Consider the following 20,194-nt stretch of genomic DNA (forward strand, 5'->3'; position numbering starts at 1 on the left):
ACCGTAAATTCCGCTATGCCCGGGCAGTCTATTTGGGGCAGAACAAAGTAAGTGTGCAAAGCCATCTGAAGGCGATGTGTTTGAACCTCTTAAAGGCAGCTAACAGGCTAATTGCGCCAGTTGTCACCTTAATTATCGAGTAATGAAGTCGAGTAGGGAGCAGGGAGCCTTAGTACGATACCAAGTACCTTCATATTCCTTGAGAAGAAGTACCTTGTACTAGACATACTTAGAAAAAGTGTTCCGCTAGTTGCAAGATGTGATTTTTTTAAATCTGGAGGCAGGAATCTCATTGTGAACGTAGAAGTTCTTCTTTAATAAGAGAAACAGGAGTTGGCAGGCTAAAATACTAGTATTATGAATTTAACATAATATAAATTATGCGAACTTAGACTAGTGTGATGCAATAGTCTTTTCTACAGATTATGGCCACAACCAAGCCCATGTGCTTCGTTCTTCTCCTTGCAGTAAAACCAAAGTTCGGCAAGCTGAGGCTGTGTTCATGCATTCGAAGCCGATTCCGTAGGCTGATAAGGCTACGGTAATTTTTGGATGTAGGAATTGTTGTTTTGCTCCTGTACCTATAATAATGACTTCTGGACGGTTTTCTGCTGTTTCAATTGCTGATATAAAAATTTGTTCGTTTAATTCTTCGATGGTTGCTTGAGGAATGATGCTAATTTTGCCATCTTGCCAGCAAATGGGTTCTGAATATGTTTGTTCACCGATTTGCAATATGCCTTGTGAGGATGAAAAAAATGATGTGGCTTTATCGATATGGTTTTCTGTGATTTTCATGGCAATTCCTGTTTTTATGGTAGAACGATTTTCAGACGGCCTTGGGAAACCTTGCAAAAAAAGGTGCAAAATCAAGCAATATCAGGTAGGATTCAACGTTTGACCTTGTGCATTGATGCTTTGCTCTGAATTTACGATTGCAAGCGATTATAACAAGCCTTGGTTTTTCGTGATTATTTTAAAGTATCGGCTCAAAAGGAGACACAATGAAGCCAGTAAATATCGGTCTTTTAGGTTTGGGTACAGTCGGTGGCGGTACGGCTACTGTATTGCAGGACAACGCTGCGGAAATTAGCCGCCGTTTGGGACGTGAAGTCCGTATTTCTGCTGTTTGTGATTTGAGCGAAGAAAAAGCCAAACAAATTTGCCCGAATGCTGCTTTTATCAAAGATCCGTTTGAGCTGGTTCAACATCAAGATGTTGATGTTGTTGTTGAATTGTTTGGCGGTACTGGTATTGCCAAAGATGCGGTATTGAAAGCGATTGAAAACGGCAAACACATTGTTACTGCCAATAAAAAACTGCTGGCTGAATACGGCAATGAAATATTCCCTTTGGCGGAAGAAAAAAATGTCATGGTGCAGTTTGAGGCTGCTGTTGCCGGCGGTATCCCTATTATCAAGGCTTTGCGTGAAGGCTTGGCTGCAAACCAAATCCGCAGTATCGCCGGTATTATTAATGGTACCAGCAACTTCATTCTTACTGAAATGCGTGAAAAAGGCAGCGCGTTTGCAGACGTATTGAAAGAAGCTCAGGCTTTGGGCTATGCAGAAGCTGACCCTACTTTTGATATCGAAGGTCATGATGCCGGCCATAAAATCACCATCATGAGCGCATTGGCATTTGGTACGCCGATGAACTTTTCTGCCTGCTATTTGGAAGGCATCAGCAAACTCGACAGCCGCGATATCAAATACGCTGAAGAACTTGGCTATCGTATCAAGTTGTTGGGTATTACCCGTAAAACCGACAAAGGCATCGAGTTGCGCGTACACCCTACTCTGATTCCTGAAAGCCGTTTGCTGGCTAACGTTAACGGCGTGATGAATGCTGTCCGTGTCAATGCCGATATGGTTGGTGAAACCTTGTATTACGGTGCAGGAGCCGGTGCATTGCCGACTGCTTCTGCCGTAGTTGCCGATATTATTGATATTGCCCGCCTGATTGAAGCGGAAACTGACCATCGTGTCCCTCACTTGGCATTCCAACCTTCGCAAGTTCAAGTGCAAAATATTCTGCCTATGGATGAAATCACCAGCAGCTACTATCTGCGCGTTCAAGCAACTGACGAACCGGGCACTTTGGGTCAAATTGCCGCCCTCTTGGCCAAAGAAAATGTTTCTATCGAGGCTTTGATTCAAAAAGGCGTGATTAATCAAAGTACTGCTGAAATCGTGATTCTGACCCACACCACAGTGGAACACAACGTCAAACGCGCTATCGCAGCGATTGAAGCTCTGAGCTGCGTGGATGCTCCGATCACCATGATCCGCATGGAAAGCCTGCATGACTGAGCAACAAACGGAAAGGCCGTCTGAAGAGCAACTGGCAGCTAGAAAGAAAGCCAAGGCAAAAATCCGCACCATTCGCATTTGGGCATGGATTATTTTGTCTTTGCTGGCTCTGACTGCCCTGCTCTCACAATGCGCCATGAACAAGCCGCAGATGAAACAAAATGTGGTGGAGTCTTGCGTAAAAAACATTCCTTTTGCTGAAAAATGGCAAACTGATTTGAAGGCAAAAGGTTTGGATGCGCAAAACGAGAAATTGGCTCAAGACTATTGTGTCTGTATGTGGGATCAGCCCTTAAGCAAACTCTCTGACGAACAAATCCGAAACTTCGGCAAAATCAGCCCAGAGGAGCAACTCAAGCTCTTGGGTGGCGCGGAAGCTTTTGAGGCACGCGATAAGCAATGCGTGGCTGATTTAAAGGCTGAGTAAACCAAAATATGGGTTTAAGCCAAAGGCTACAAGGCCGTCTGAACAACAGACGGCCTTTCTTATATTGAATAAATAGTAATAAGAATTGATTTCATTATATTTTAAGTTTAAGATAGCTTGGTTAATTGCTTTTCTATGGTTGTTGCCATGCGCTACCACTTTCCTATTGCCATTGATATTTATGATTTTTTGTATACCGGCCGGTTTGATTATCTGGAAATCGGACAATCGGCAGAGTCTATTTTGCAGATGTTTCCTGCGCCTGATTGCGTTCCTAAAGGCTTGTTGGTACAAAAAGGCTGGAATATTTGGCTTTATGGCGATATCGAACTGCATTTCTCCGACAATCGTTTGACACAGATTCGCGCTGATTTTCAGCCTGATGCTGCACTAAGCGGCGGCCGTTGGGTAAAATTGAATCCGTGGTTTTTTGCAAATGGCTGCCTTGATGTATATGCCGTCATTCAGCGCTTAGTACAACGCAATATCGATTTTATTAAAACGGAAACGCATACCAATTTGATTTTACAGCTGCAAAGCGGGGTCGAATTGATTTTTGAAAAATGTCGGGGTATGAAACTTGCCTCGTTCCGCAAACAAAAAGCCTCCCTGCCCCATTGGGCGCGTGAAACGGCTTCTTAAATAAACAATGCCGTCTGAAAACATCATTTCAGACGGCATTATCAGTTACAAACCATTCAATAACTGTCGGATTTTCGTCATCGCCATAGAAGTCTGTTCATTACAGCCCACAGTCCCTACTCCGCTATCAAAGCAATCAATGCTGCTGACGCTGCAAAAGTGAGCATAGGCCATTTTCAACTCTCTGGCCAAAACGGCTTCAGGCATACCGGTCATACCGAGTACATCTACCCCGTCACGGCGATAACGGGCGATTTCTGCGCGGGTTGGACGGCGCGGACCTTGCAGGCAGCCATAAACGGCGGAGTCGTAAATCGGCACATTGTGCGCTTTCGTGATATTCAACAATTCTTGTCGCAATTCATCGCAATAAGGGTTGAAAAAATCGGTATGGACAACCGGGCATTCTTGACCTTCAAAAAAAGTATCTTTACGGCCATAGGTATAGTCGATCAAATCGTCCGGCAACACCAAACTGCCGTTTTCAAAATCAGGATTGATACCGACGACTGAAGAAATGGCAATGATGTTTTCAACGCCTAAAGAGTGCAACGCCCAGATATTGGCGCGGTAGTTGATTTCATGCGGCGCGATGGTATGGCTGAAGCCGTGTCGGGCAAGGAAAACAATATCCAAGCGCCCCAACCTGCCGAACAAAATAGGGCTGCTGGTTAAGCCGTATGGAGTGCGTACGATTTTTCGTTCAGTAATTTCAAGCTCCGGCAGTTTGGTCAAACCGCTGCCGCCGATAATGGCTAACATATAGACTTCCTTTGTTATCAATGGCCGTCTGAAACTTGGATTTCAGACGGCCTTAATATTATCGATTTATTTATGTTTGTAGAAATGGCTGCCGAAATAGGCAGATGCGCCTTCACGCAATAAAACCAATGTTACGGCGGCAAGCGGCAGACCGGCAAGCATACCGACAAAACCCATCAGTTGTCCGAAAGCCATCAATGAGAAAATCACCCAGAAAGGCGACAAACCAATGCGGTCGCCGACGATTTTAGGCGTAATGAAAAAGCTTTCCAAGAATTGGCCGACACCGAATACAGCCCAGACCATCAACAAACCCTGCCATGAGCCATATTGTAAAAGCGCGGCGATTGTCGCCAGTAAAAGGCCGGTAAATGCGCCCAAATACGGAATAAATACCAAAATACCGGCAATCATACCGATGGCAAAGCCGGAATCCAAACCGACCAGCATCAAGCCCAAGCCATAGACCAAGCCCATAATCATCATAACCATCAGCTGGCCACGCAGAAACTCGCCCAAAACTTCATCCATATTGCCGCTGATACGCGTGTAGGTCTCGATAAAACGGCGTGGAACCAGTTTGCTGATTCCGGAAGACCAGCGTTTCCAATCCAACAAGAAGTAATACAGCAACAAAGGCAACAACACCAAATTGCTGACGCCACTGATGACGTTACCGCTCTGACGCATCAAGGTCGGAATCCATTCTTTGAGCGTATTGCTCAACTCATCCGTATGCGATTGCAACCATGCGATGATTGATTCTTGATCGATTTGAATATAATCCCCGCTGACGCTGTTAAGCCACGGCAGCAGTTTGTTTTGAACAAAGCCCACGATTTGCGGCAGGCGTTCGGCCAGATTGTTAAACTGGTTCAACAACATAGGCACGATAATCAGCACCAACGACAGCAATATCAGCAAAGCAAGCGCCATAATAATCATAGAGGCCGGTGCTCGGCGGATACGCTTCAATTGCAGCCATTCGACCAAGGGATTCAAAACATAGGCCAAAACGGCAGCCACAATAAACGGCGTCAAAACATTGCCTAAGGCATATAAAAGCCAAATAAAGGCCGCGATAACGCAAGCCATAATAATCCACGGTTTTACACTGCGCGCTTTCTTTTGATACATAAAAAGGTATTTCCCAATTGATGTTTAAGGTTTTCGAAATAAATAAGCAGTATAACAGATTCACAAAGGCCGTCTGAACGCGTGACGGCTATTAAGATAAAATAAAAATTGTTGACAATAATGCCAAAAAATTCAGCCTGAATCCTCTAATTTAAGATAAAATACGCTCCAACAATCTACCCATACCCGAATAAGGAAATCCAATGAGCACTTCTTTGAGCTATCGTGACGCAGGCGTGGATATCGACGCAGGCGATCAACTGGTCGAAAACATCAAACCTTTTGCCAAGCGTACTATGCGCCCTGAAGTGTTGGGTGATTTGGGCGGTTTCGGCGCTTTGGTCGAAATCGGCAAAAAATACAAAAATCCGGTATTGGTTTCCGGTACGGACGGCGTCGGCACCAAGCTGAAACTGGCATTCGACTGGGACAAACACGATACCGTCGGCATCGATTTGGTTGCCATGAGCGTCAACGACATTTTGGTTCAAGGTGCAGAACCTTTGTTCTTCTTGGACTATTTCGCTTGCGGCAAGCTGGACGTTGCCCGCGCGACTGATGTGATTAAAGGTATTGCCCAAGGTTGCGAAGAATCCGGTTGCGCTTTGATTGGCGGTGAAACTGCCGAAATGCCGGGCATGTATCCCGAAGGCGAATACGACTTGGCCGGTTTTGCCGTCGGCGTGGTTGAAAAAGAACGCGTGATTAACGGCCGCAGCATTCAGGCCGGAGACGTTGTTTTGGGCTTGGCTTCCAACGGCGCACACTCCAACGGCTACTCTTTGGTACGCAAAATCATCGAGCGCGACAATCCCGATTTGGATGCAGAATTCGACAACGGCAAAACCTTACGCGAAGCCATCATCGCCCCTACCCGCCTGTATGTGAAACCTATCCTTGCCGCTTTGGAAAAATTCACCATTAAAGGCATGGCCCATATTACCGGCGGCGGCATTACCGAAAACGTACCTCGCGTTTTGCCTGAAAATACCGTCGCACAAATCGATGCCAAAGCGTGGGAATTGCCTAAACTATTCCAATGGCTGCAAAAAGCAGGCAATGTGGAAACCCAAGAAATGTACCGTACATTCAACTGCGGTATCGGCATGGTTGTTATCATTGCCAAAGAAGATGCCGATGCGGTACAAGCATTCTTGAGCGAACAAGGCGAAACCGTTTACCGCTTGGGCGCAGTTCGTGAGCGCAACGGCGACGAGCATCAAACCCAAGTGGCTTGATTAAGATGTAATTAAAAAAGTGCGGATGATGAATCCGCACTTTTTATTGTTTATGATTTAGGGGAATCTCCGCCCTAGCCTGCTTCTTCCATAAAACCGGCCAACTGAGCAGTATCGTGGGCAATCATCAGCTCTTCATTGGTTGGAACAACCAAAACAGCCGGCATAGAACCTGTCGGGCTAATGATACCGGAGTTGCCGTAGCGTTTGTCCATATTGGCTTTGGTGTCGATGTGAAGACCTAAGAAATCCAAGTAGGAAACAGTTTTAGCGCGGATATTACGCGAGTTTTCGCCGATACCGCCGGTGAACACGAGTGCGTCAACGCCGCCACAAGCCACAGCCATCGAAGCAATGTATTTGGCAAGGCGGTAAGTCATGACTTCCAAAGCCAAGCGTGCGCCTTCATGGCCTTCATCCGCAGCAATTTCCAAAGAACGGCAGTCGTTGGAGAGTTCGGAAATACCGAGCAAACCTGATTTTTTGTTCAGTATTTCATCAACTTGGGCAACATCCAAACCGGCATGTGAAGTCAGATAGCTGTATACGCCCGGGTCGATGTCGCCGCAGCGTGTACCCATTACCAAGCCTTCGATCGGCGTGAAGCCCATACTGGTGTCGACAGATTTGCCGTTTTTGATTGCGGTAATGGATGCGCCGTTGCCTAAGTGGGCAATAATCATGCGGATGTCTTCCAACGGTTTGCCCAAGATGCGTGCGGCTTCAGGAGCAACGTAACGCATACTGGTACCGTGGAAACCGTAGCGGCGGAAAGCGTATTTTTTACGCAATTCGCGCGGAACAGCATAAGTGTAGGCACGCTCCGGCATGGTTTGGTGGAACGAGGTATCCATCACGCCGACATTGGGCAGGCCCGGGAAATGCTCTTGCGCAGCCAAAATGCCGTTAATATTGGCAGGATTGTGCAACGGAGCGAGCGGAATGCAGGCATCGAGTTCATCCATGACTGCTTGGTCGATCAAAACAGATTCGCTGTATTTTTCGCCGCCGTGTGCGATGCGGTGGCCGATGGCTTTAATACGGTCGTGCAGGCCGTGTTTTTCCAGTTCTTTCAGCAACATGCCTACTGCACCGGCGTGGTCGTTACGGCCGGTCAAAGCTGTTTGGCATTTTTTGCCGTCTTTGCTGAACGTAATGACTGCTTCGGGCGTACCCAAACGTTCGCCGAGACAGCTTAAGAGAACTTTACCGTTTTTACGGTCGATAACAGCACCTTTGAGTGAAGAGCTGCCGCAGTTCAGAACAAGAATGAGTTGGTTGGACATGGTGTTTCTCCTTTGAATTTTGATTGTTTTTTTGGCTTCAGGCCGTCTGAAAAGAGCAAAAACATTTGAGAGCTTTCCAGATTGCCTTTGGTTTGGTGTTTAGTCAGGCTTCATGCCCAATCCTAATCTCCATTGCAGGTATCGCTACCCAACTAAAATCTGCTTATTTGGTTTTCAGACGGCCTTGTTTAATGGCGTGGCCGTCTGAAAACTTAAAAGCAATCTTCCGGCACTCGGACTTGTCCTTCCATAATCACGCGTGCGCTACGGCTCATAACTGCTTTGGTAGCCGTCCATTGCCCATCCTGACATTCAGCGGCGGCACCTACACGCAGCGTACCTGATGGATGACCGAAGCGGACTTCTTTACGCGCTCCGCCTCCGGCTGCAAGGTTGACCAGCGTTCCGGGCACGGCGGCTGCGGTAGCGATGGCAACTGAAGCGGTCCCCATCATGGCGTGGTGCAATTTGCCCATGCTCAGCGCGCGTACCAATAAGTCGATGTCGGCAGCTTGGACGGTTTTGCCGCTTGAAGCAGTGTAATCGGCCGCGGGAGCAACAAAAGCGACTTTCGGAGTATGGGCGCGGGTGGCGGCTTCGGATACATCGCTGATCAAACCCATTTTCAGCGCGCCATACGCGCGGATGGTTTCAAATTTTTCCAGAGCCGCGGCATCGTTGTTGATGTCGTCTTGCAACTCTTTGCCTGTGTAGCCCAAATCTGCGGCATTCAGGAAAATGGTTGGAATCCCGGCATTGATAAGCGTGGCTTTCAGACGGCCTATATTCGGCACATCAATTTCATCGACCAAATTGCCGGTTGGGAACATACTGCCTTCGCCATCGGCTGGATCTAAAAATTCAATTTGCACTTCGGCTGCCGGGAACGTTACGCCGTCAAGCTCAAAATCGCCCGTTTCCAAAACTGCGCCGTTTTGAATCGGCACATGGGCAATAATGGTTTTGCCGATGTTTTTCTGCCAGATTTTGACGGTACACAGTCCGTCTGAAGGGATTTTGTCTTTATCGACTAAGCCTTGTTCGATGGCAAATGCGCCCACGGCGGCGGTCAGATTACCGCAGTTGCCGCTCCAATCGACAAAAGGTTTGTCGATAGCAACTTGCCCGAACAAATAATCGACATCGTGATCGGCACGTTCGGATTTGTCTAAAATCACAGCTTTGCTGGTGGACGAACTGGCATTGCCCAAACCATCAATCTGTTTGCCGTAAGGGTCGGGGCTGCCGAGTACGCGCAAGAGGATTTTGTCGCGTGCCTCGCCTGCTTCCTGCGCAGCGGCCGGCAGATCGGTACGTTTGAAGAAAATGCCTTTAGATGTACCGCCGCGGTAGTAAACGGCTGGAATTTTAATTTGCGGCATTTCGAGTTCTCCTTTGTATTTCTAGTATGGTTTTTTCAGACGGCCTCTCAAACATTCGAGGCCGTCTGAAAACCTTTTTGAGCGTAGCCCGGGTATTTTGACGATACCCGATTTACCTTACGCTGCATTTCCTTCTAAAAAGTCTTGTGCGAAACGTTGCAACACGCCACCGGCTTCATATACCAACACTTCTTCTGCGGTATCGAGGCGGCAAGTAACCGGAACTTCAACGGTTTCGCCGTTTTTACGGTGAATCACGAGGGTCAGGTCGCAGCGCGGTGTGCGTTCGCCGACAACATCGTAGGTTTCCGTACCGTCCAGTTGCAGGGTGTGGCGGTTGGTACCCGGTTTGAATTGCAGCGGCAACACGCCCATACCGATCAAGTTGGTGCGGTGGATACGCTCGAAACCTTCGGCAACAATCGCTTCCACGCCGGCGAGGCGTACGCCTTTTGCAGCCCAGTCACGGCTTGAGCCTTGACCGTAGTCCGCACCGGCAATGATGATGAGCGGCTGTTTACGGTTCATATAGGTTTCGATGGCTTCCCACATACGCATCACTTGACCTTCAGGTTCAACACGTGCCAGCGAACCTTGGCGTACGCTGCCGTCTTCGTTTCTCACCATTTCGTTAAACAGTTTCGGATTGGCGAAGGTGGCGCGTTGGGCGGTCAAGTGGTCGCCGCGGTGGGTTGCGTAAGAGTTGAAGTCTTCTTCAGGCAAACCCATTTTTGCCAAATATTCGCCTGCGGCACTGCTGGCCAAAATCGCATTGGACGGCGAGAGGTGGTCGGTGGTGATGTTGTCGGGCAAAATCGCCAGCGGACGCATACCGCTCAATGTGCGTTCCCCTGCCAGTGCGCCCTCCCAGTAAGGTGGGCGGCGGATGTAGGTAGACATTGGACGCCAGTCGTACAGCGGGCTTGGTGCTTTTTGTGCTGTGCCGGTATCGAACATCGGGATATAAACATCGCGGAATTGTTGCGGTTTCACATATTCGGCCACGATGGCATCGATTTCTTCGTCGGTAGGCCAGATATCTTTCAGGCGGATTTCACGGCCGTCTGCAACGCCGAGTACGTCGTTTTCAATATCGAAACGGATGCTGCCTGCCAACGCGTAGGCAACGACCAACGGAGGCGAAGCGAGGAAAGCCTGTTTCGCATATGGATGGATACGGCCGTCGAAGTTACGGTTGCCTGACAATACGGCGGTGGCGTACAAATCGCGGTCGATGATTTCTTTTTGGATTTTCGGATCCAGTGCGCCGCTCATGCCGTTACAGGTGGTACATGCGAAGGCAACGATACCGAAACCGAGTTTTTCCATTTCAGGCAGCAGGCCTGCTTCTTTCAAATAGATTTCGGCTACTTTTGAACCCGGGGCAAACGAAGATTTTACCCAAGGTTTGCGTTGCAAGCCGAGGCGGTTGGCATTGCGTGCCAACAGCGCGGCGGCGACAACGTTGCGCGGATTGGAAGTATTGGTACACGAAGTAATCGCGGCAATAATCACTGCACCGTCAGGCATTTGGCCGTCTGAAGGCTCTTCGTAAGGTTTTGCCAAGCCTTTGCTGGCCAAATCGGCGGTCGCAAAACGGGCATGCGGGTTACTTGGGCCTGCCATGTTGCGCGTTACGCTGCTCAAATCAAATTTCAATACGCGCGGATAAACGGCAGTTTTTAAAGCATCTGCCCACAAGCCTGCGGTTTTGGCGTAGATTTCTACCAATTTCACTCGCGCGTCGTCACGACCTGTCAGTTTCAAATAATCAATGGTTTGCTCATCAATAGCGAACATCGCGGCAGTCGCACCGAACTCAGGGGTCATATTGGAAATGGTGGCACGGTCGCCGATAGACAGGCTTCTTGCGCCCTCGCCGAAGAATTCGACAAATGCGCCAACCACGCGCTCTTTACGCAAGAATTCGGTCAGTGCCAACACGATGTCGGTGGCAGTAATGCCCGGCTGGCGTTTGCCGGTCAGCTCAACGCCGACAATATCAGGCAGACGCATCATGGATGCACGACCCAGCATCACGGTTTCGGCTTCCAAACCGCCCACGCCTACGGAAATCACGCCCAATGAATCGACGTGCGGCGTATGAGAGTCTGTACCGACACAGGTATCGGGGAACGCCACGCCGTTTTTGACTTGGATAACCGGCGACATTTTTTCCAAGTTGATTTGGTGCATAATGCCGTTGCCCGCCGGAATCACATCCACATTTTCAAATGCGGTTTTTGTCCAGTTGATGAAGTGGAAACGGTCTTCGTTACGTCTGTCTTCGATTTCGCGGTTTTTGCGGAAGGCATCAGGATCGTAACCACCGCATTCAACGGCCAAAGAGTGGTCAACGATGAGCTGGGTTTGCACCACCGGATTCACTTTGGAAGGATCGCCGCCTTTTTCAGCAATCGCATCGCGCAGGCCTGCCAAATCCACCAACGCTGTCTGACCCAGAATATCGTGACACACCACGCGCGCCGGATACCAGGGGAAGTCGATTTCCTGTTTTCCCTCAATCAGTTGGCCCAACCAGCTTTGCAGCGTAGGCAGGTCGACTTTGTCTGCGCGGTTGACCAAGTTCTCAGCCAAGATACGGCTTGTATACGGCAGCTTGTCGTAAGAGCCTGGTTTAATGTCTTCACACGCCTGACGCGCGTCGTAATATTCCAAATCCGTACCGGGCAAAGCTTTGCGGTAGCGTTGGTTGGCAGTCATGTCGGTTCTCCTAAATCTATTCTTTTTTTGGTTTTGGGGTTTCAGACGGCCTGTTGATTCGGACCTTAAGGCCGTTTGAAACCATAAATTCTGTTTTATTACTTGTTGTCTGAAATCTATTCGCGGTATGAAAAAAAATTGCTGCTCCGCTACCATCATTCCCGTATAGACGGAAATCCAAACTCAAATTTTTCGGCACTTTTTACAGCAGAACATTTCAACTTTTGAATTTCTGCCTGTATGGGAATGACGACAGCAGAGCAGCATGTTTTCCAAACGGCCGGCTCTCTCTCTCTCGCATACTGCACTAGGCCGTCGAAAAACGAAAACTTAATTTATTCATTGTTTTCAAACGACATTTCGAGATAGGGCGGGCAGGCGGCCCACCCTGATGTTACGCGTATTAGCGGTTTTCAATCTCCACGAATGCCAAATCTTCAGGGCCTGTGTAGTTTGCGCTCGGACGGATGATTTTGCCGTCTTTGCGTTGCTCGAGAACGTGTGCGCTCCAACCGGTTGTACGGGAAATTACGAACAGCGGTGTGAACATAGCGGTCGGTACGCCCAATTTTTGGTAGGAAACGGCGGAGAACCAGTCCAGATTCGGGAACATTTTTTTCTCTTCCCACATCACGCTTTCCAAACGTTCGGCAATGTCAAAGAGGCGCATATCGCCGGTTTCTTTGCTCAAACCGCGTGCCACTTCTTTAATGACAACGTTGCGAGGGTCGGAGATGGTGTATACCGGATGACCGAAACCGATCACGATTTCTTTGCGGCCGATACGTTCGCGGATGTCGGCTTCAGCTTCGTCGGCATTGCGGTAGCGTTTTTGAATATCGTAAGCCACCTCGTTCGCGCCGCCGTGTTTCGGACCTTTCAACGCGCCGATTGCACCGGTAATGCTAGAGTACATATCAGACCCTGTACCGGCAATCACGCGGGCAGTAAAGGTAGAAGCGTTGAACTCGTGTTCAGCATACAGAATCAGTGAAACGTGCATGGCTTTGATGTGTGATTCGCTTGGGCGTTTGCCGTGCAACAGGTGCAGGAAATGACCGCCGATGGTCTCTTCGTCGCTTTCAACTTCAATGCGTTTTCCGTTGTGCGAATATTGATACCAGTACAAGAGGATGCTGCCGAGGCAGGCGATCAGTTTGTCGGCGATGTCGCGCGCTTCGCTTTCCGGATGGCTTTCACGTTCAGGATGAACGCAGCCCAGCATGGATACGCCGGTACGCATCACGTCCATCGGATGGGTATGTGCAGGCAGGCTTTCCAAAACTTTGATCACACGGATAGGCAGGCCGCGCATGGATTTGAGCTTGGTTTTATAAGCGACCAGCTCAAATTTGTTGGGCAGATGGCCGTGAATCAGCAGGTAGGCGACTTCTTCAAACTCGCATTTTTGTGCCAAGTCCAGAATGTCGTAACCGCGATAGCTCAAATCGTTGCCGGTACGGCCAACGGTACACAATTCGGTATTGCCGGCCGCAACACCAGAAAGCGCAACGGATTTTTTAGGTTTGAAAGTCGGGGTTTGAGTAGTTTCAGTCATGGTATTTCTCCTTTGTATTTTATGGGTTTTATTTTTTCAGACGACCGATGCGTATTTGTTGAAAGGCCGTCTGAAAGCGGTTACTTATTTTTGAAACAATTTATCCAGTTTTTGCTCGAAGGCATGATAGTTCAGATGCTCGTACAGCTCGGCACGGGTTTGCATAGTGTCAACCACTGCGGCCTGAGTGCCATCGCGCATAATCGCTTCATAAACATTCAGAGCGGCTTTACTTGCTGCACGGAACGATGACAGCGGATACAGAACCAGCGACACGCCGTTTTCAGCCAGCTCGCTTTGGGTATAAAGTGGTGTAGAACCAAACTCGGTAATGTTGGCCAATACAGGCACTTTCACTGCATCTGCAAATTGGCGGTACATTTTCAAATCGGTCATGGCTTCAGGGAAAATCATGTCCGCACCGGCTTCGACACAAGCTTGGGCGCGTTCGATAGCGGCATCCAAACCTTCTACCGCCAGCGCATCGGTACGCGCCATAATCACGAAGTTCTCATCAACGCGGGCATCTACGGCAGCTTTGATACGGTCGACCATTTCATCTTTAGAAACGATGGCTTTGTTCGGACGGTGGCCGCAGCGTTTTTGCGCTACCTGATCTTCGATGTGAACCGCTGCAACACCAGCGCGTTCAAAGTTGCGAATGGTACGGGCAATATTGAATGCACCGCCCCAACCCACATCGATGTCCACCAGCAGAGGCGTATCCACGTTGTCCGTAATGCGTCGCGCGTCGATCAGAACATCTTCCATTGTGGTGATGCCCAAATCAGGGATACCGCAAGAGCAGGCTGCCACGCCGCCGCCAGACAGGTAAATCGCTTTGAAACCGCTTTGAGTGGCCAATCGTGCAAAATAAGCATTGACGCAACCGACCACGGCAAGTGGATTTGATTCTTTCACGGCTTGGCGGAAACGTGCTCCGGCAGAGTGTTGACTCATCATATTTCTCCTTTATAGACTTTTTTCATCAGTATTAATCGGACGGCTCGGTTTTTTCACAACTTGAAACGAACCGTTTAAAAAGAAACAATCGTTCTAAAAACTGTTTTCAGACGGCCTGTAAAATTTCAATCATCAACCATCTGAAAATTTAAAATCAATAAATACAAATAGTTATCAAAAACAATAAATACAATAAGGCTGAAGCGGAGGCGTACGTTTTTTAATTTTTATTAATCAAAATATGGATTCGATTGGAGATACAGATATTTTAAAACCCGAAACGTTTGTAGGAATGCGGAAACTGGATTCGGGTCGAGAGCCTTCAGACCGTTGCGACTGCCAATAAACTGGCGGCGACGGGAGCGGCAGAGATGGGAGAAAATCTATAACAAGAGAGAGTGGTTTGATACAGATTCATGATGATGTTCCTTTGTAGTGCGATGTAGTTTTTATTTATGGAAACAAATTTAAAAAATAAAACCGGTCTTGTCAAACACTTTTTTCAAAAAAATTATAAAAAATTCAGTTATTAATAAACGATTTTTTCACAACAAATGTAAAAAACGGACAGGCTGTACCACATCAAACCCTTGTGTGGCCTAGCTTCTGTCCGTTTTGTGTTTTTGGCTGATAGTCAGAATAATTGTAAACAATCTGTCTAAAAATAATTTATAATTGATTCATTTATAAAGAACTTTTAAATATGCCGTCTAAAAAAATTAAAATTTTTGCCTTTAAATTTTCAGACGGCCTTTGCATGATGACTACTCTGCACTAAATGCCGTCTGAAAAGTCTGCTTGCCAATAGTAATGTCGGCAGTGTAATCATGGCGGCCTTCGACGCAAAACGGCAAGCGGATTTGCGCAGCCTGCCAACTTTGCGACGATTGTTGCGTCAGGTTGTAGCGGTTGAAGCCCATGTCCATGTTTTTCATACTGAAACTGATACTGACCGCGCCCGTATTCTTCGGCACATTCTCCACCATAATATCGAAAGGTTCGTGTGTATTGATGGAGGTTGCACGCACTTTTGAACCGTCAGGCAGAACGCAGCCTTGTGTCAAACTACATTCGACTACATTCGCTTTTGTCTGTTGCCGCTGCCACCAATCCAAGAGCAGCAGTTTGGTCGCCGCAAACACAATCAGTAAAACAGCGGCAATCAGTAGTTTTTGATTTTTACTCATTTCAGACGGCCTCAATGTCATTATCGGTCAAAACGGCATGCACACCCATGCTCTGCCACTGTTCGCGATAAATGGAAACCATGCTTTCCGGAGCTGCCACAATCAGCGGCATAGCCACGCCTTGCGCCAAAATATCGACAACTTGCTTGGCTGCCGCTTCATTCGCTACTTTCCATACGACAGCATCGGCATTTTGCACCTGCTGCCATTGTTCGGCATTTTCAATGATTGGCCACACGCTGGGCGCTTCTATCAGCTTGCCTTGTTGCCAATCGGCAAAATCCAGCAATACGGCAGAGGCGGTTTGATGAGCCAATCCATATGGCGCAACATGATATTCGCCCATGCTGTTTTGACCGCTCAAGCCGCTGTTCAGACGGCCTTGAAGCTGGCGCGGAATAGAGAGGGAACGTAATAATGCGCTATTGGCAGGCAACATCGGCGCAACGGTAAAATCCCCTGCCTTTTGCCATGCCCATTTCTGCCCTTCCCTCGATTGGATTTCGCCCGTCCATTGGTCGGCTTCCACCCATAAAAAATGCAGGTGTACATGTGCGTGTTCGTAGGAATGGACTTTCGTCAGCCACGGCGTAGCAGCAAGGATACGGATACCGAGTTCTTCTTCAAACTCGCGCTGCAAGGCTTGAAAATCGCTTTCGCCTACCTCAACCTTGCCTCCGGCAAATTCCCAATAACCGGCATACGGTTTGCCCTCTGGGCGCGAACTGAGCAAGTAGCGGCCGTTTTGGTCGAGCAAAATTCCGGCAACCACTTGTACCAATGGACGTGTGTCTTCAGTCATCATGAGATTATTCTTAATATACGGCAGGCGGCGACACCTGCCGATTTATGCGTAAAAAAAACGATGTCGGGCCTATACGCCCGACCTTCAACAAATACCTAACCCTTTAGGCCGTCTGAAAAGGATGCTCTATTTCAGAATACCTAAATCCGGCCTTATTTTTCCGCAATGACAAAAGCCATGACGGTATCTTCTTCATCGCTCATACTGAGATGGCAATTTCGGATACCCTGCTCTTCCAGCCATTTGGTCAAAGCCGGTGCAAAAAATAATTCAGGCTTGCCCAATGCGTCATGCCCGACACCGATATTGCGGAAAGACACCACGCCGCGTATGCCCGTACCGACGGCTTTGGCAAAAGCCTCTTTGGCGGCAAAGCGTTTGGCAAGATAGTTAACCGGTTTGCCTGCCTGCGGAAATTCCAACAGTTCTTCCGGGCTGAGAATGCGTTGCGCAAATGCCAGTCCGAATTTTTTATTCAGGCGGATAATGCGTTTGAGGGAAACAATGTCTGTACCGATTCCGTAAATCATGGGTCTGCTCCTTGTTTAAATAGTCAGGCCGTCTGAAAGTGTGGATACAGGCCAAAGCAAACCGCTTTAGCCTGTATGGCTGATGCCGTTAAGGCAGCATTCTGGCTCTGAACATGACTTCCTTCATTTGGCGGACAGCTTCTGGCAGGCCGAGGAAGAGTGCTTGGGAAATCAACGAATGGCCGATGTTCAGCTCGCGGATGGCGAGAATTTGAGCGATCGGCGTAACATTGTGAATGGTCAGGCCGTGTCCGGCATTGACGACCAAACCCAAATCGCTGGCGTAATGCGCGCCGTTTTGAATACGCTCAAATTGTTTCATTTGCTCGGCGTGGCTGTGCGCATCGGCATATGCACCGGTGTGCAATTCAATAACGGGTGCACCGACATCATAAGCGGCTTGGATTTGTGCGTTGTCGGCATCGATAAACAAGGACACGCGGATGCCTGCGTCGGTCAGGATTTTAGTAAACTCTGCCACTTTATCCTGTTGCGCCAATACGTCCAAACCGCCTTCGGTGGTCACTTCTTGACGTTTTTCAGGCACAAGGCACACATCTTCCGGCATGACGTTGAGCGCGTTTTCCAGCATTTCTTCCGTCAGCGCCATTTCCAAATTCAGGCGCGTGCGGATGGCGTTTTTAACGGCGAATACGTCCGCATCTTTAATATGGCGGCGGTCTTCACGCAAGTGCATGGTAATCAAGTCTGCGCCGTGGGTTTCCGCAATCAGCGCCGCTTCGACAGGGCTGGGATAAATCGTACCGCGCGCATTGCGGACGGTGGCAATATGGTCGATGTTTACGCCTAACAACATAATAATGTCCTTTCATTAAGGTTTCAGACGGCCTGAGTCATTACCTATCAAAGGCCGTCTGAAAAAATTCAACTGCCCAAGCCAAACTGTTGCAACTGCTGCAAAACCTGCCGAGACTTGATGCCCTCGGGGAGAAGGTTGTCAATCAAAAGCCGTGTCACTTTCAAAGCCTGACCGAGGCTTTCCTGATGAACAAAACTGCCTTCCCTCAAATCGATTAAAGTCGCACCCAATACGGCAACGCCTTTATTGATCGCGTGAAAACGGTCGGTCTCGGCCAAAGGCACCACAGCCTCTTCCGGCGTAAGCCAATACGTTTCTTCGCCGTTGATTTCATTGCCGTTGCCGTCATGGAACAAATCGGGGGCAAAGCCCAAGCGTGTCAGCAGCGACCATTCAAAACGGCGCAAAGCGGCAATGTGGTTGGCCTCGCAACAAATGGTTTTCATGGTTTCCGCCAAAACATCGTAAAGCTCGGGCAACGGATCTTCGCGGACGGTCAATTTCAGCATTAACTCGTTCACATACAATCCGCTAAACAAAGCCCTGCCCTGCGGCTGCGGCCAACCTCCTATCCATTCGGCGCGATGCAGGGTCTTCAACTCTTGCGAACCATACCAAGATGCGCTCACCGGCACAAACGGCACCAACACGCCGCGCAATTCACTCTGCCGTTTGCGCGCGCTTCTGGCCAACAAAGCCACCCGCCCATAGCGGCGGCTGAAAGCCTCCACCCACAAGCTGCTCTCGCGCCAAGGGGCGGAAGCAAGCAGAAAGATAGGTTCGTGGTTGATGCGGTTTGGTTGCGCCATAAGGGTTTGGAAAGATAAAGATTGTGTCGATTATAACGGAAAATCGACGCAAAAAGGCCGTCTGAAAGTCTGCCTTCTATAAAGTCCGTCTGAAAACCTTTATAATCCGTTTTGAATAAACAACCGACTTTCCTGTGTTTATGCCGAAATTCTCTTTTAAATCTGCCCTTTCCCTGCTCTCCGCAGCCCTATTATCCGCCTGCTCACTGGTAAAATATCAGCCTGTTGCCGGTATTGATACGGTCGACCTGCAACGCGGCTACCGCTTTGAAACCAGCCGGCTTCAGCGCAACGACGAAGACGATACGCTTGTTGTGTTGATGTTCTCCGGCGGCGGTACGCGTGCGGCGGCCTTGGGTTATGGCGTGTTGGAGCAGCTTCATAAGCAACAGATTACCATCGGCGGCAAAAAACAGTCTTTGATGTCGAATGTCGATGTAGTGGTCGGCGTATCCGGCGGCTCGGTTTTGGCAGCTTATTTTGCACTCAAGGGCGAAGAAACCATTCCTTTGTTTTATAAACGTTTCCTACACCAAAACTTCCAACGCCAAGTCGTCAAACAAGCATTTTCCATGTCCAATCTGCCCCGACTGGCCTCGCCTGAATACGGACGCGGCGATCTGTTGCAGGAGCAGTTTGAAAACTACCTTTTCGGTAAAACCACTTTCCGCGATTTGGAAAAAAATGCCAAAGACCCGTTTGCCATCATTTCCGCCACCGATATGGGCATAGGCGAGCGTTTCAATTTCACACAGGAATATTTCGACCCGATGTGTATCGACTTGGGCGACTTGCGACTTGCCCGCGCCGTTGCCGCTTCAAGCTCCGTGCCTATGGTGTTCGCACCGATTACGCTCAATAACAACGGCGGCCATTGCCAATACACGCCGCCGCTGCAACTTGTCTCCGACAGCGAAGCCGGTAAAAGACAGCTGCAAACCCGAAAAGAATTTTTTGAGCGTTTCCAAAAATACAGCAACAGCAAAAACCGCCCCTACATCCACCTGATAGACGGCGGCCTGACCGACAATCTGGGCATGCGCAGCCTTTTGGATATGACGGAAATGTATCCGGAAAAAATTCTGACGCATAAAATCAAACAAAACAAAATCCGCCATATTGTCGTCATCAACGTCAATGCCCAAAACGAAGTCAGCAGCAATTTGGATAAAAGCGCGGCCGTACCCGGCTTCCGCGATGTTGTTTCCGCCATCGTGAATATCCCGATCGACCAACATTCGCAAGAGTCTTTGCGCCGCTTCAGGGCCTTTGTCGATCAATGGAACAAAGACAAGCAGAATGAAAACATCTATTTCTCTTTCGTCAGCCTGAATCTCAAAGACCTTCCGCCATCCCGGCTGAGGGATAAGGTATTGAATATTCCGACCAGCTTCTATCTGCCGCCGGAAGACGTGGACAACCTACGCACCGCTGCCGCCGAACTGATGAAGCAGTCGCTGGACTATCGCAACCTGCTGACAGAATTTGCGGCACACCCCAATCCAGACACCATCTTCGCAGCCCCGCCTCCTGATGCGCAAGAGTTCAAGCCATTGAACGAAAAGAAAAAGCAGTAGCAAACTGTTCCATAAAGTGCAGCTCTGTTAAAATA

18 protein-coding genes are annotated in these 20,194 nt (G+C 48.8%); 5 read left to right on the forward strand and 13 right to left on the reverse strand.

The genetic code is table 11. From position 1 onward, the window contains the following. Positions 1-423: 423 nt before the first annotated feature. A complete protein-coding gene (locus HMPREF2865_RS00060; protein ID WP_070644761.1) occupies positions 424-798 on the reverse strand; it encodes an Mth938-like domain-containing protein in 375 nt (124 codons plus the stop codon). A 206-nt stretch (positions 799-1,004) separates the two neighbouring features. Here HMPREF2865_RS00060 and HMPREF2865_RS00065 point away from each other — a divergent pair, with 206 nt between their 5' ends. The 3 genes from HMPREF2865_RS00065 (at position 1,005) to HMPREF2865_RS00075 (ending at position 3,381) form a co-directional block, all read left to right on the forward strand. Continuing rightward, positions 1,005-2,312 carry a homoserine dehydrogenase gene (locus HMPREF2865_RS00065; RefSeq protein ID WP_070644763.1) on the forward strand — a complete coding sequence of 436 codons (1,308 nt, stop codon included), beginning with the start codon at positions 1,005-1,007 and terminating at the stop codon, positions 2,310-2,312. After that, on the forward strand, positions 2,305-2,739 hold the full coding sequence (locus tag HMPREF2865_RS00070) for a hypothetical protein (protein ID WP_004520379.1): 435 nt from the start codon (positions 2,305-2,307) through the stop codon (positions 2,737-2,739). The genes HMPREF2865_RS00065 and HMPREF2865_RS00070 overlap by 8 nt, the downstream gene beginning before the upstream one ends. 147 nt (positions 2,740-2,886) lie before the next feature. Continuing rightward, entirely contained in the window at positions 2,887-3,381 is a 495-nt protein-coding gene (locus HMPREF2865_RS00075) for a hypothetical protein (protein WP_063075906.1), read from the forward strand. A gap of 45 nt (positions 3,382-3,426) precedes the next feature. Here the strand turns inward: HMPREF2865_RS00075 and HMPREF2865_RS00080 are convergent, their stop codons facing one another. Next, complete coding sequence (locus tag HMPREF2865_RS00080; RefSeq protein ID WP_070609003.1) at positions 3,427-4,143, reverse strand: S-methyl-5'-thioinosine phosphorylase; 717 nt, start codon at positions 4,141-4,143, stop codon at positions 3,427-3,429. A 66-nt stretch (positions 4,144-4,209) separates the two neighbouring features. Continuing rightward, positions 4,210-5,280, reverse strand: a complete 1,071-nt coding sequence (locus tag HMPREF2865_RS00085) for an AI-2E family transporter (RefSeq protein WP_070644765.1) — start codon at positions 5,278-5,280, stop codon at positions 4,210-4,212. A 203-nt stretch (positions 5,281-5,483) separates the two neighbouring features. Between HMPREF2865_RS00085 and purM the strand changes: the two genes are divergently transcribed. Further along, positions 5,484-6,518, forward strand: a complete 1,035-nt coding sequence (gene purM, locus HMPREF2865_RS00090) for a phosphoribosylformylglycinamidine cyclo-ligase (protein WP_003686290.1) — start codon at positions 5,484-5,486, stop codon at positions 6,516-6,518. Between the two features lie 74 nt (positions 6,519-6,592). Here purM and HMPREF2865_RS00095 read toward each other — a convergent pair whose 3' ends face one another. The 10 genes from HMPREF2865_RS00095 to recO all read right to left on the reverse strand — a co-directional run bounded on the left by HMPREF2865_RS00095 (position 6,593) and on the right by recO (position 18,582). Next, positions 6,593-7,804: an acetate kinase gene (locus tag HMPREF2865_RS00095; RefSeq protein WP_070644769.1), complete on the reverse strand. Its 1,212-nt coding sequence runs from the start codon at positions 7,802-7,804 to the stop codon at positions 6,593-6,595. A 212-nt stretch (positions 7,805-8,016) separates the two neighbouring features. Then, a complete protein-coding gene (gene prpF / locus HMPREF2865_RS00100) occupies positions 8,017-9,186 on the reverse strand; it encodes a 2-methylaconitate cis-trans isomerase PrpF (RefSeq protein ID WP_070644771.1) in 1,170 nt (389 codons plus the stop codon). Between the two features lie 117 nt (positions 9,187-9,303). Beyond that, a complete protein-coding gene (gene acnD / locus HMPREF2865_RS00105; RefSeq protein ID WP_070644773.1) occupies positions 9,304-11,910 on the reverse strand; it encodes a Fe/S-dependent 2-methylisocitrate dehydratase AcnD in 2,607 nt (868 codons plus the stop codon). A 403-nt stretch (positions 11,911-12,313) separates the two neighbouring features. Further along, positions 12,314-13,468: a bifunctional 2-methylcitrate synthase/citrate synthase gene (gene prpC, locus HMPREF2865_RS00110; protein WP_070644775.1), complete on the reverse strand. Its 1,155-nt coding sequence runs from the start codon at positions 13,466-13,468 to the stop codon at positions 12,314-12,316. An 84-nt stretch (positions 13,469-13,552) separates the two neighbouring features. Further along, positions 13,553-14,428: a methylisocitrate lyase gene (gene prpB / locus HMPREF2865_RS00115; RefSeq protein WP_002233567.1), complete on the reverse strand. Its 876-nt coding sequence runs from the start codon at positions 14,426-14,428 to the stop codon at positions 13,553-13,555. Positions 14,429-15,195: 767 nt separating this feature from the next. Next, complete coding sequence (locus tag HMPREF2865_RS00120; protein ID WP_070644777.1) at positions 15,196-15,618, reverse strand: hypothetical protein; 423 nt, start codon at positions 15,616-15,618, stop codon at positions 15,196-15,198. 1 nt (position 15,619) lies between these two features. Continuing rightward, entirely contained in the window at positions 15,620-16,420 is an 801-nt protein-coding gene (locus HMPREF2865_RS00125) for an NUDIX domain-containing protein (RefSeq protein ID WP_210399341.1), read from the reverse strand. A 155-nt stretch (positions 16,421-16,575) separates the two neighbouring features. Then, a complete protein-coding gene (acpS, locus tag HMPREF2865_RS00130; protein WP_070644781.1) occupies positions 16,576-16,953 on the reverse strand; it encodes a holo-ACP synthase in 378 nt (125 codons plus the stop codon). An 88-nt stretch (positions 16,954-17,041) separates the two neighbouring features. Next, complete coding sequence (gene pdxJ, locus HMPREF2865_RS00135) at positions 17,042-17,770, reverse strand: pyridoxine 5'-phosphate synthase (RefSeq protein ID WP_070589100.1); 729 nt, start codon at positions 17,768-17,770, stop codon at positions 17,042-17,044. Positions 17,771-17,838: 68 nt separating this feature from the next. After that, positions 17,839-18,582 (reverse strand): DNA repair protein RecO, encoded by a 744-nt coding sequence (gene recO / locus HMPREF2865_RS00140; protein WP_070644783.1) that lies wholly within the window; start codon positions 18,580-18,582, stop codon positions 17,839-17,841. 140 nt (positions 18,583-18,722) lie between these two features. On the opposite strand from recO, the gene HMPREF2865_RS00145 reads away from it, so the two are divergent. Beyond that, complete coding sequence (locus HMPREF2865_RS00145; RefSeq protein WP_070644788.1) at positions 18,723-20,159, forward strand: patatin-like phospholipase family protein; 1,437 nt, start codon at positions 18,723-18,725, stop codon at positions 20,157-20,159. Positions 20,160-20,194: the final 35 nt, after the last annotated feature.

The organism is Neisseria sp. HMSC073G10, assembly GCF_001812605.1.
GTDB lineage: Bacteria > Pseudomonadota > Gammaproteobacteria > Burkholderiales > Neisseriaceae > Neisseria > Neisseria subflava_A.

What these genes read in the sequence shown, in the direction of transcription:
- HMPREF2865_RS00060 (WP_070644761.1), bottom strand. Translation starts at nt 798, where the DNA reads ATGAAAATCACAGAAAACCATATCGATAAAGCCACATCATTTTTTTCA.
- HMPREF2865_RS00065 (WP_070644763.1), top strand. Translation starts at nt 1,005, where the DNA reads ATGAAGCCAGTAAATATCGGTCTTTTAGGTTTGGGTACAGTCGGTGGC.
- HMPREF2865_RS00070 (WP_004520379.1), top strand. Translation starts at nt 2,305, where the DNA reads ATGACTGAGCAACAAACGGAAAGGCCGTCTGAAGAGCAACTGGCAGCT.
- HMPREF2865_RS00075 (WP_063075906.1), top strand. Translation starts at nt 2,887, where the DNA reads ATGCGCTACCACTTTCCTATTGCCATTGATATTTATGATTTTTTGTAT.
- HMPREF2865_RS00080 (WP_070609003.1), bottom strand. Translation starts at nt 4,143, where the DNA reads ATGTTAGCCATTATCGGCGGCAGCGGTTTGACCAAACTGCCGGAGCTT.
- HMPREF2865_RS00085 (WP_070644765.1), bottom strand. Translation starts at nt 5,280, where the DNA reads ATGTATCAAAAGAAAGCGCGCAGTGTAAAACCGTGGATTATTATGGCT.
- purM (WP_003686290.1), top strand. Translation starts at nt 5,484, where the DNA reads ATGAGCACTTCTTTGAGCTATCGTGACGCAGGCGTGGATATCGACGCA.
- HMPREF2865_RS00095 (WP_070644769.1), bottom strand. Translation starts at nt 7,804, where the DNA reads ATGTCCAACCAACTCATTCTTGTTCTGAACTGCGGCAGCTCTTCACTC.
- prpF (WP_070644771.1), bottom strand. Translation starts at nt 9,186, where the DNA reads ATGCCGCAAATTAAAATTCCAGCCGTTTACTACCGCGGCGGTACATCT.
- acnD (WP_070644773.1), bottom strand. Translation starts at nt 11,910, where the DNA reads ATGACTGCCAACCAACGCTACCGCAAAGCTTTGCCCGGTACGGATTTG.
- prpC (WP_070644775.1), bottom strand. Translation starts at nt 13,468, where the DNA reads ATGACTGAAACTACTCAAACCCCGACTTTCAAACCTAAAAAATCCGTT.
- prpB (WP_002233567.1), bottom strand. Translation starts at nt 14,428, where the DNA reads ATGAGTCAACACTCTGCCGGAGCACGTTTCCGCCAAGCCGTGAAAGAA.
- HMPREF2865_RS00120 (WP_070644777.1), bottom strand. Translation starts at nt 15,618, where the DNA reads ATGAGTAAAAATCAAAAACTACTGATTGCCGCTGTTTTACTGATTGTG.
- HMPREF2865_RS00125 (WP_210399341.1), bottom strand. Translation starts at nt 16,420, where the DNA reads ATGACTGAAGACACACGTCCATTGGTACAAGTGGTTGCCGGAATTTTG.
- acpS (WP_070644781.1), bottom strand. Translation starts at nt 16,953, where the DNA reads ATGATTTACGGAATCGGTACAGACATTGTTTCCCTCAAACGCATTATC.
- pdxJ (WP_070589100.1), bottom strand. Translation starts at nt 17,770, where the DNA reads ATGTTGTTAGGCGTAAACATCGACCATATTGCCACCGTCCGCAATGCG.
- recO (WP_070644783.1), bottom strand. Translation starts at nt 18,582, where the DNA reads ATGGCGCAACCAAACCGCATCAACCACGAACCTATCTTTCTGCTTGCT.
- HMPREF2865_RS00145 (WP_070644788.1), top strand. Translation starts at nt 18,723, where the DNA reads ATGCCGAAATTCTCTTTTAAATCTGCCCTTTCCCTGCTCTCCGCAGCC.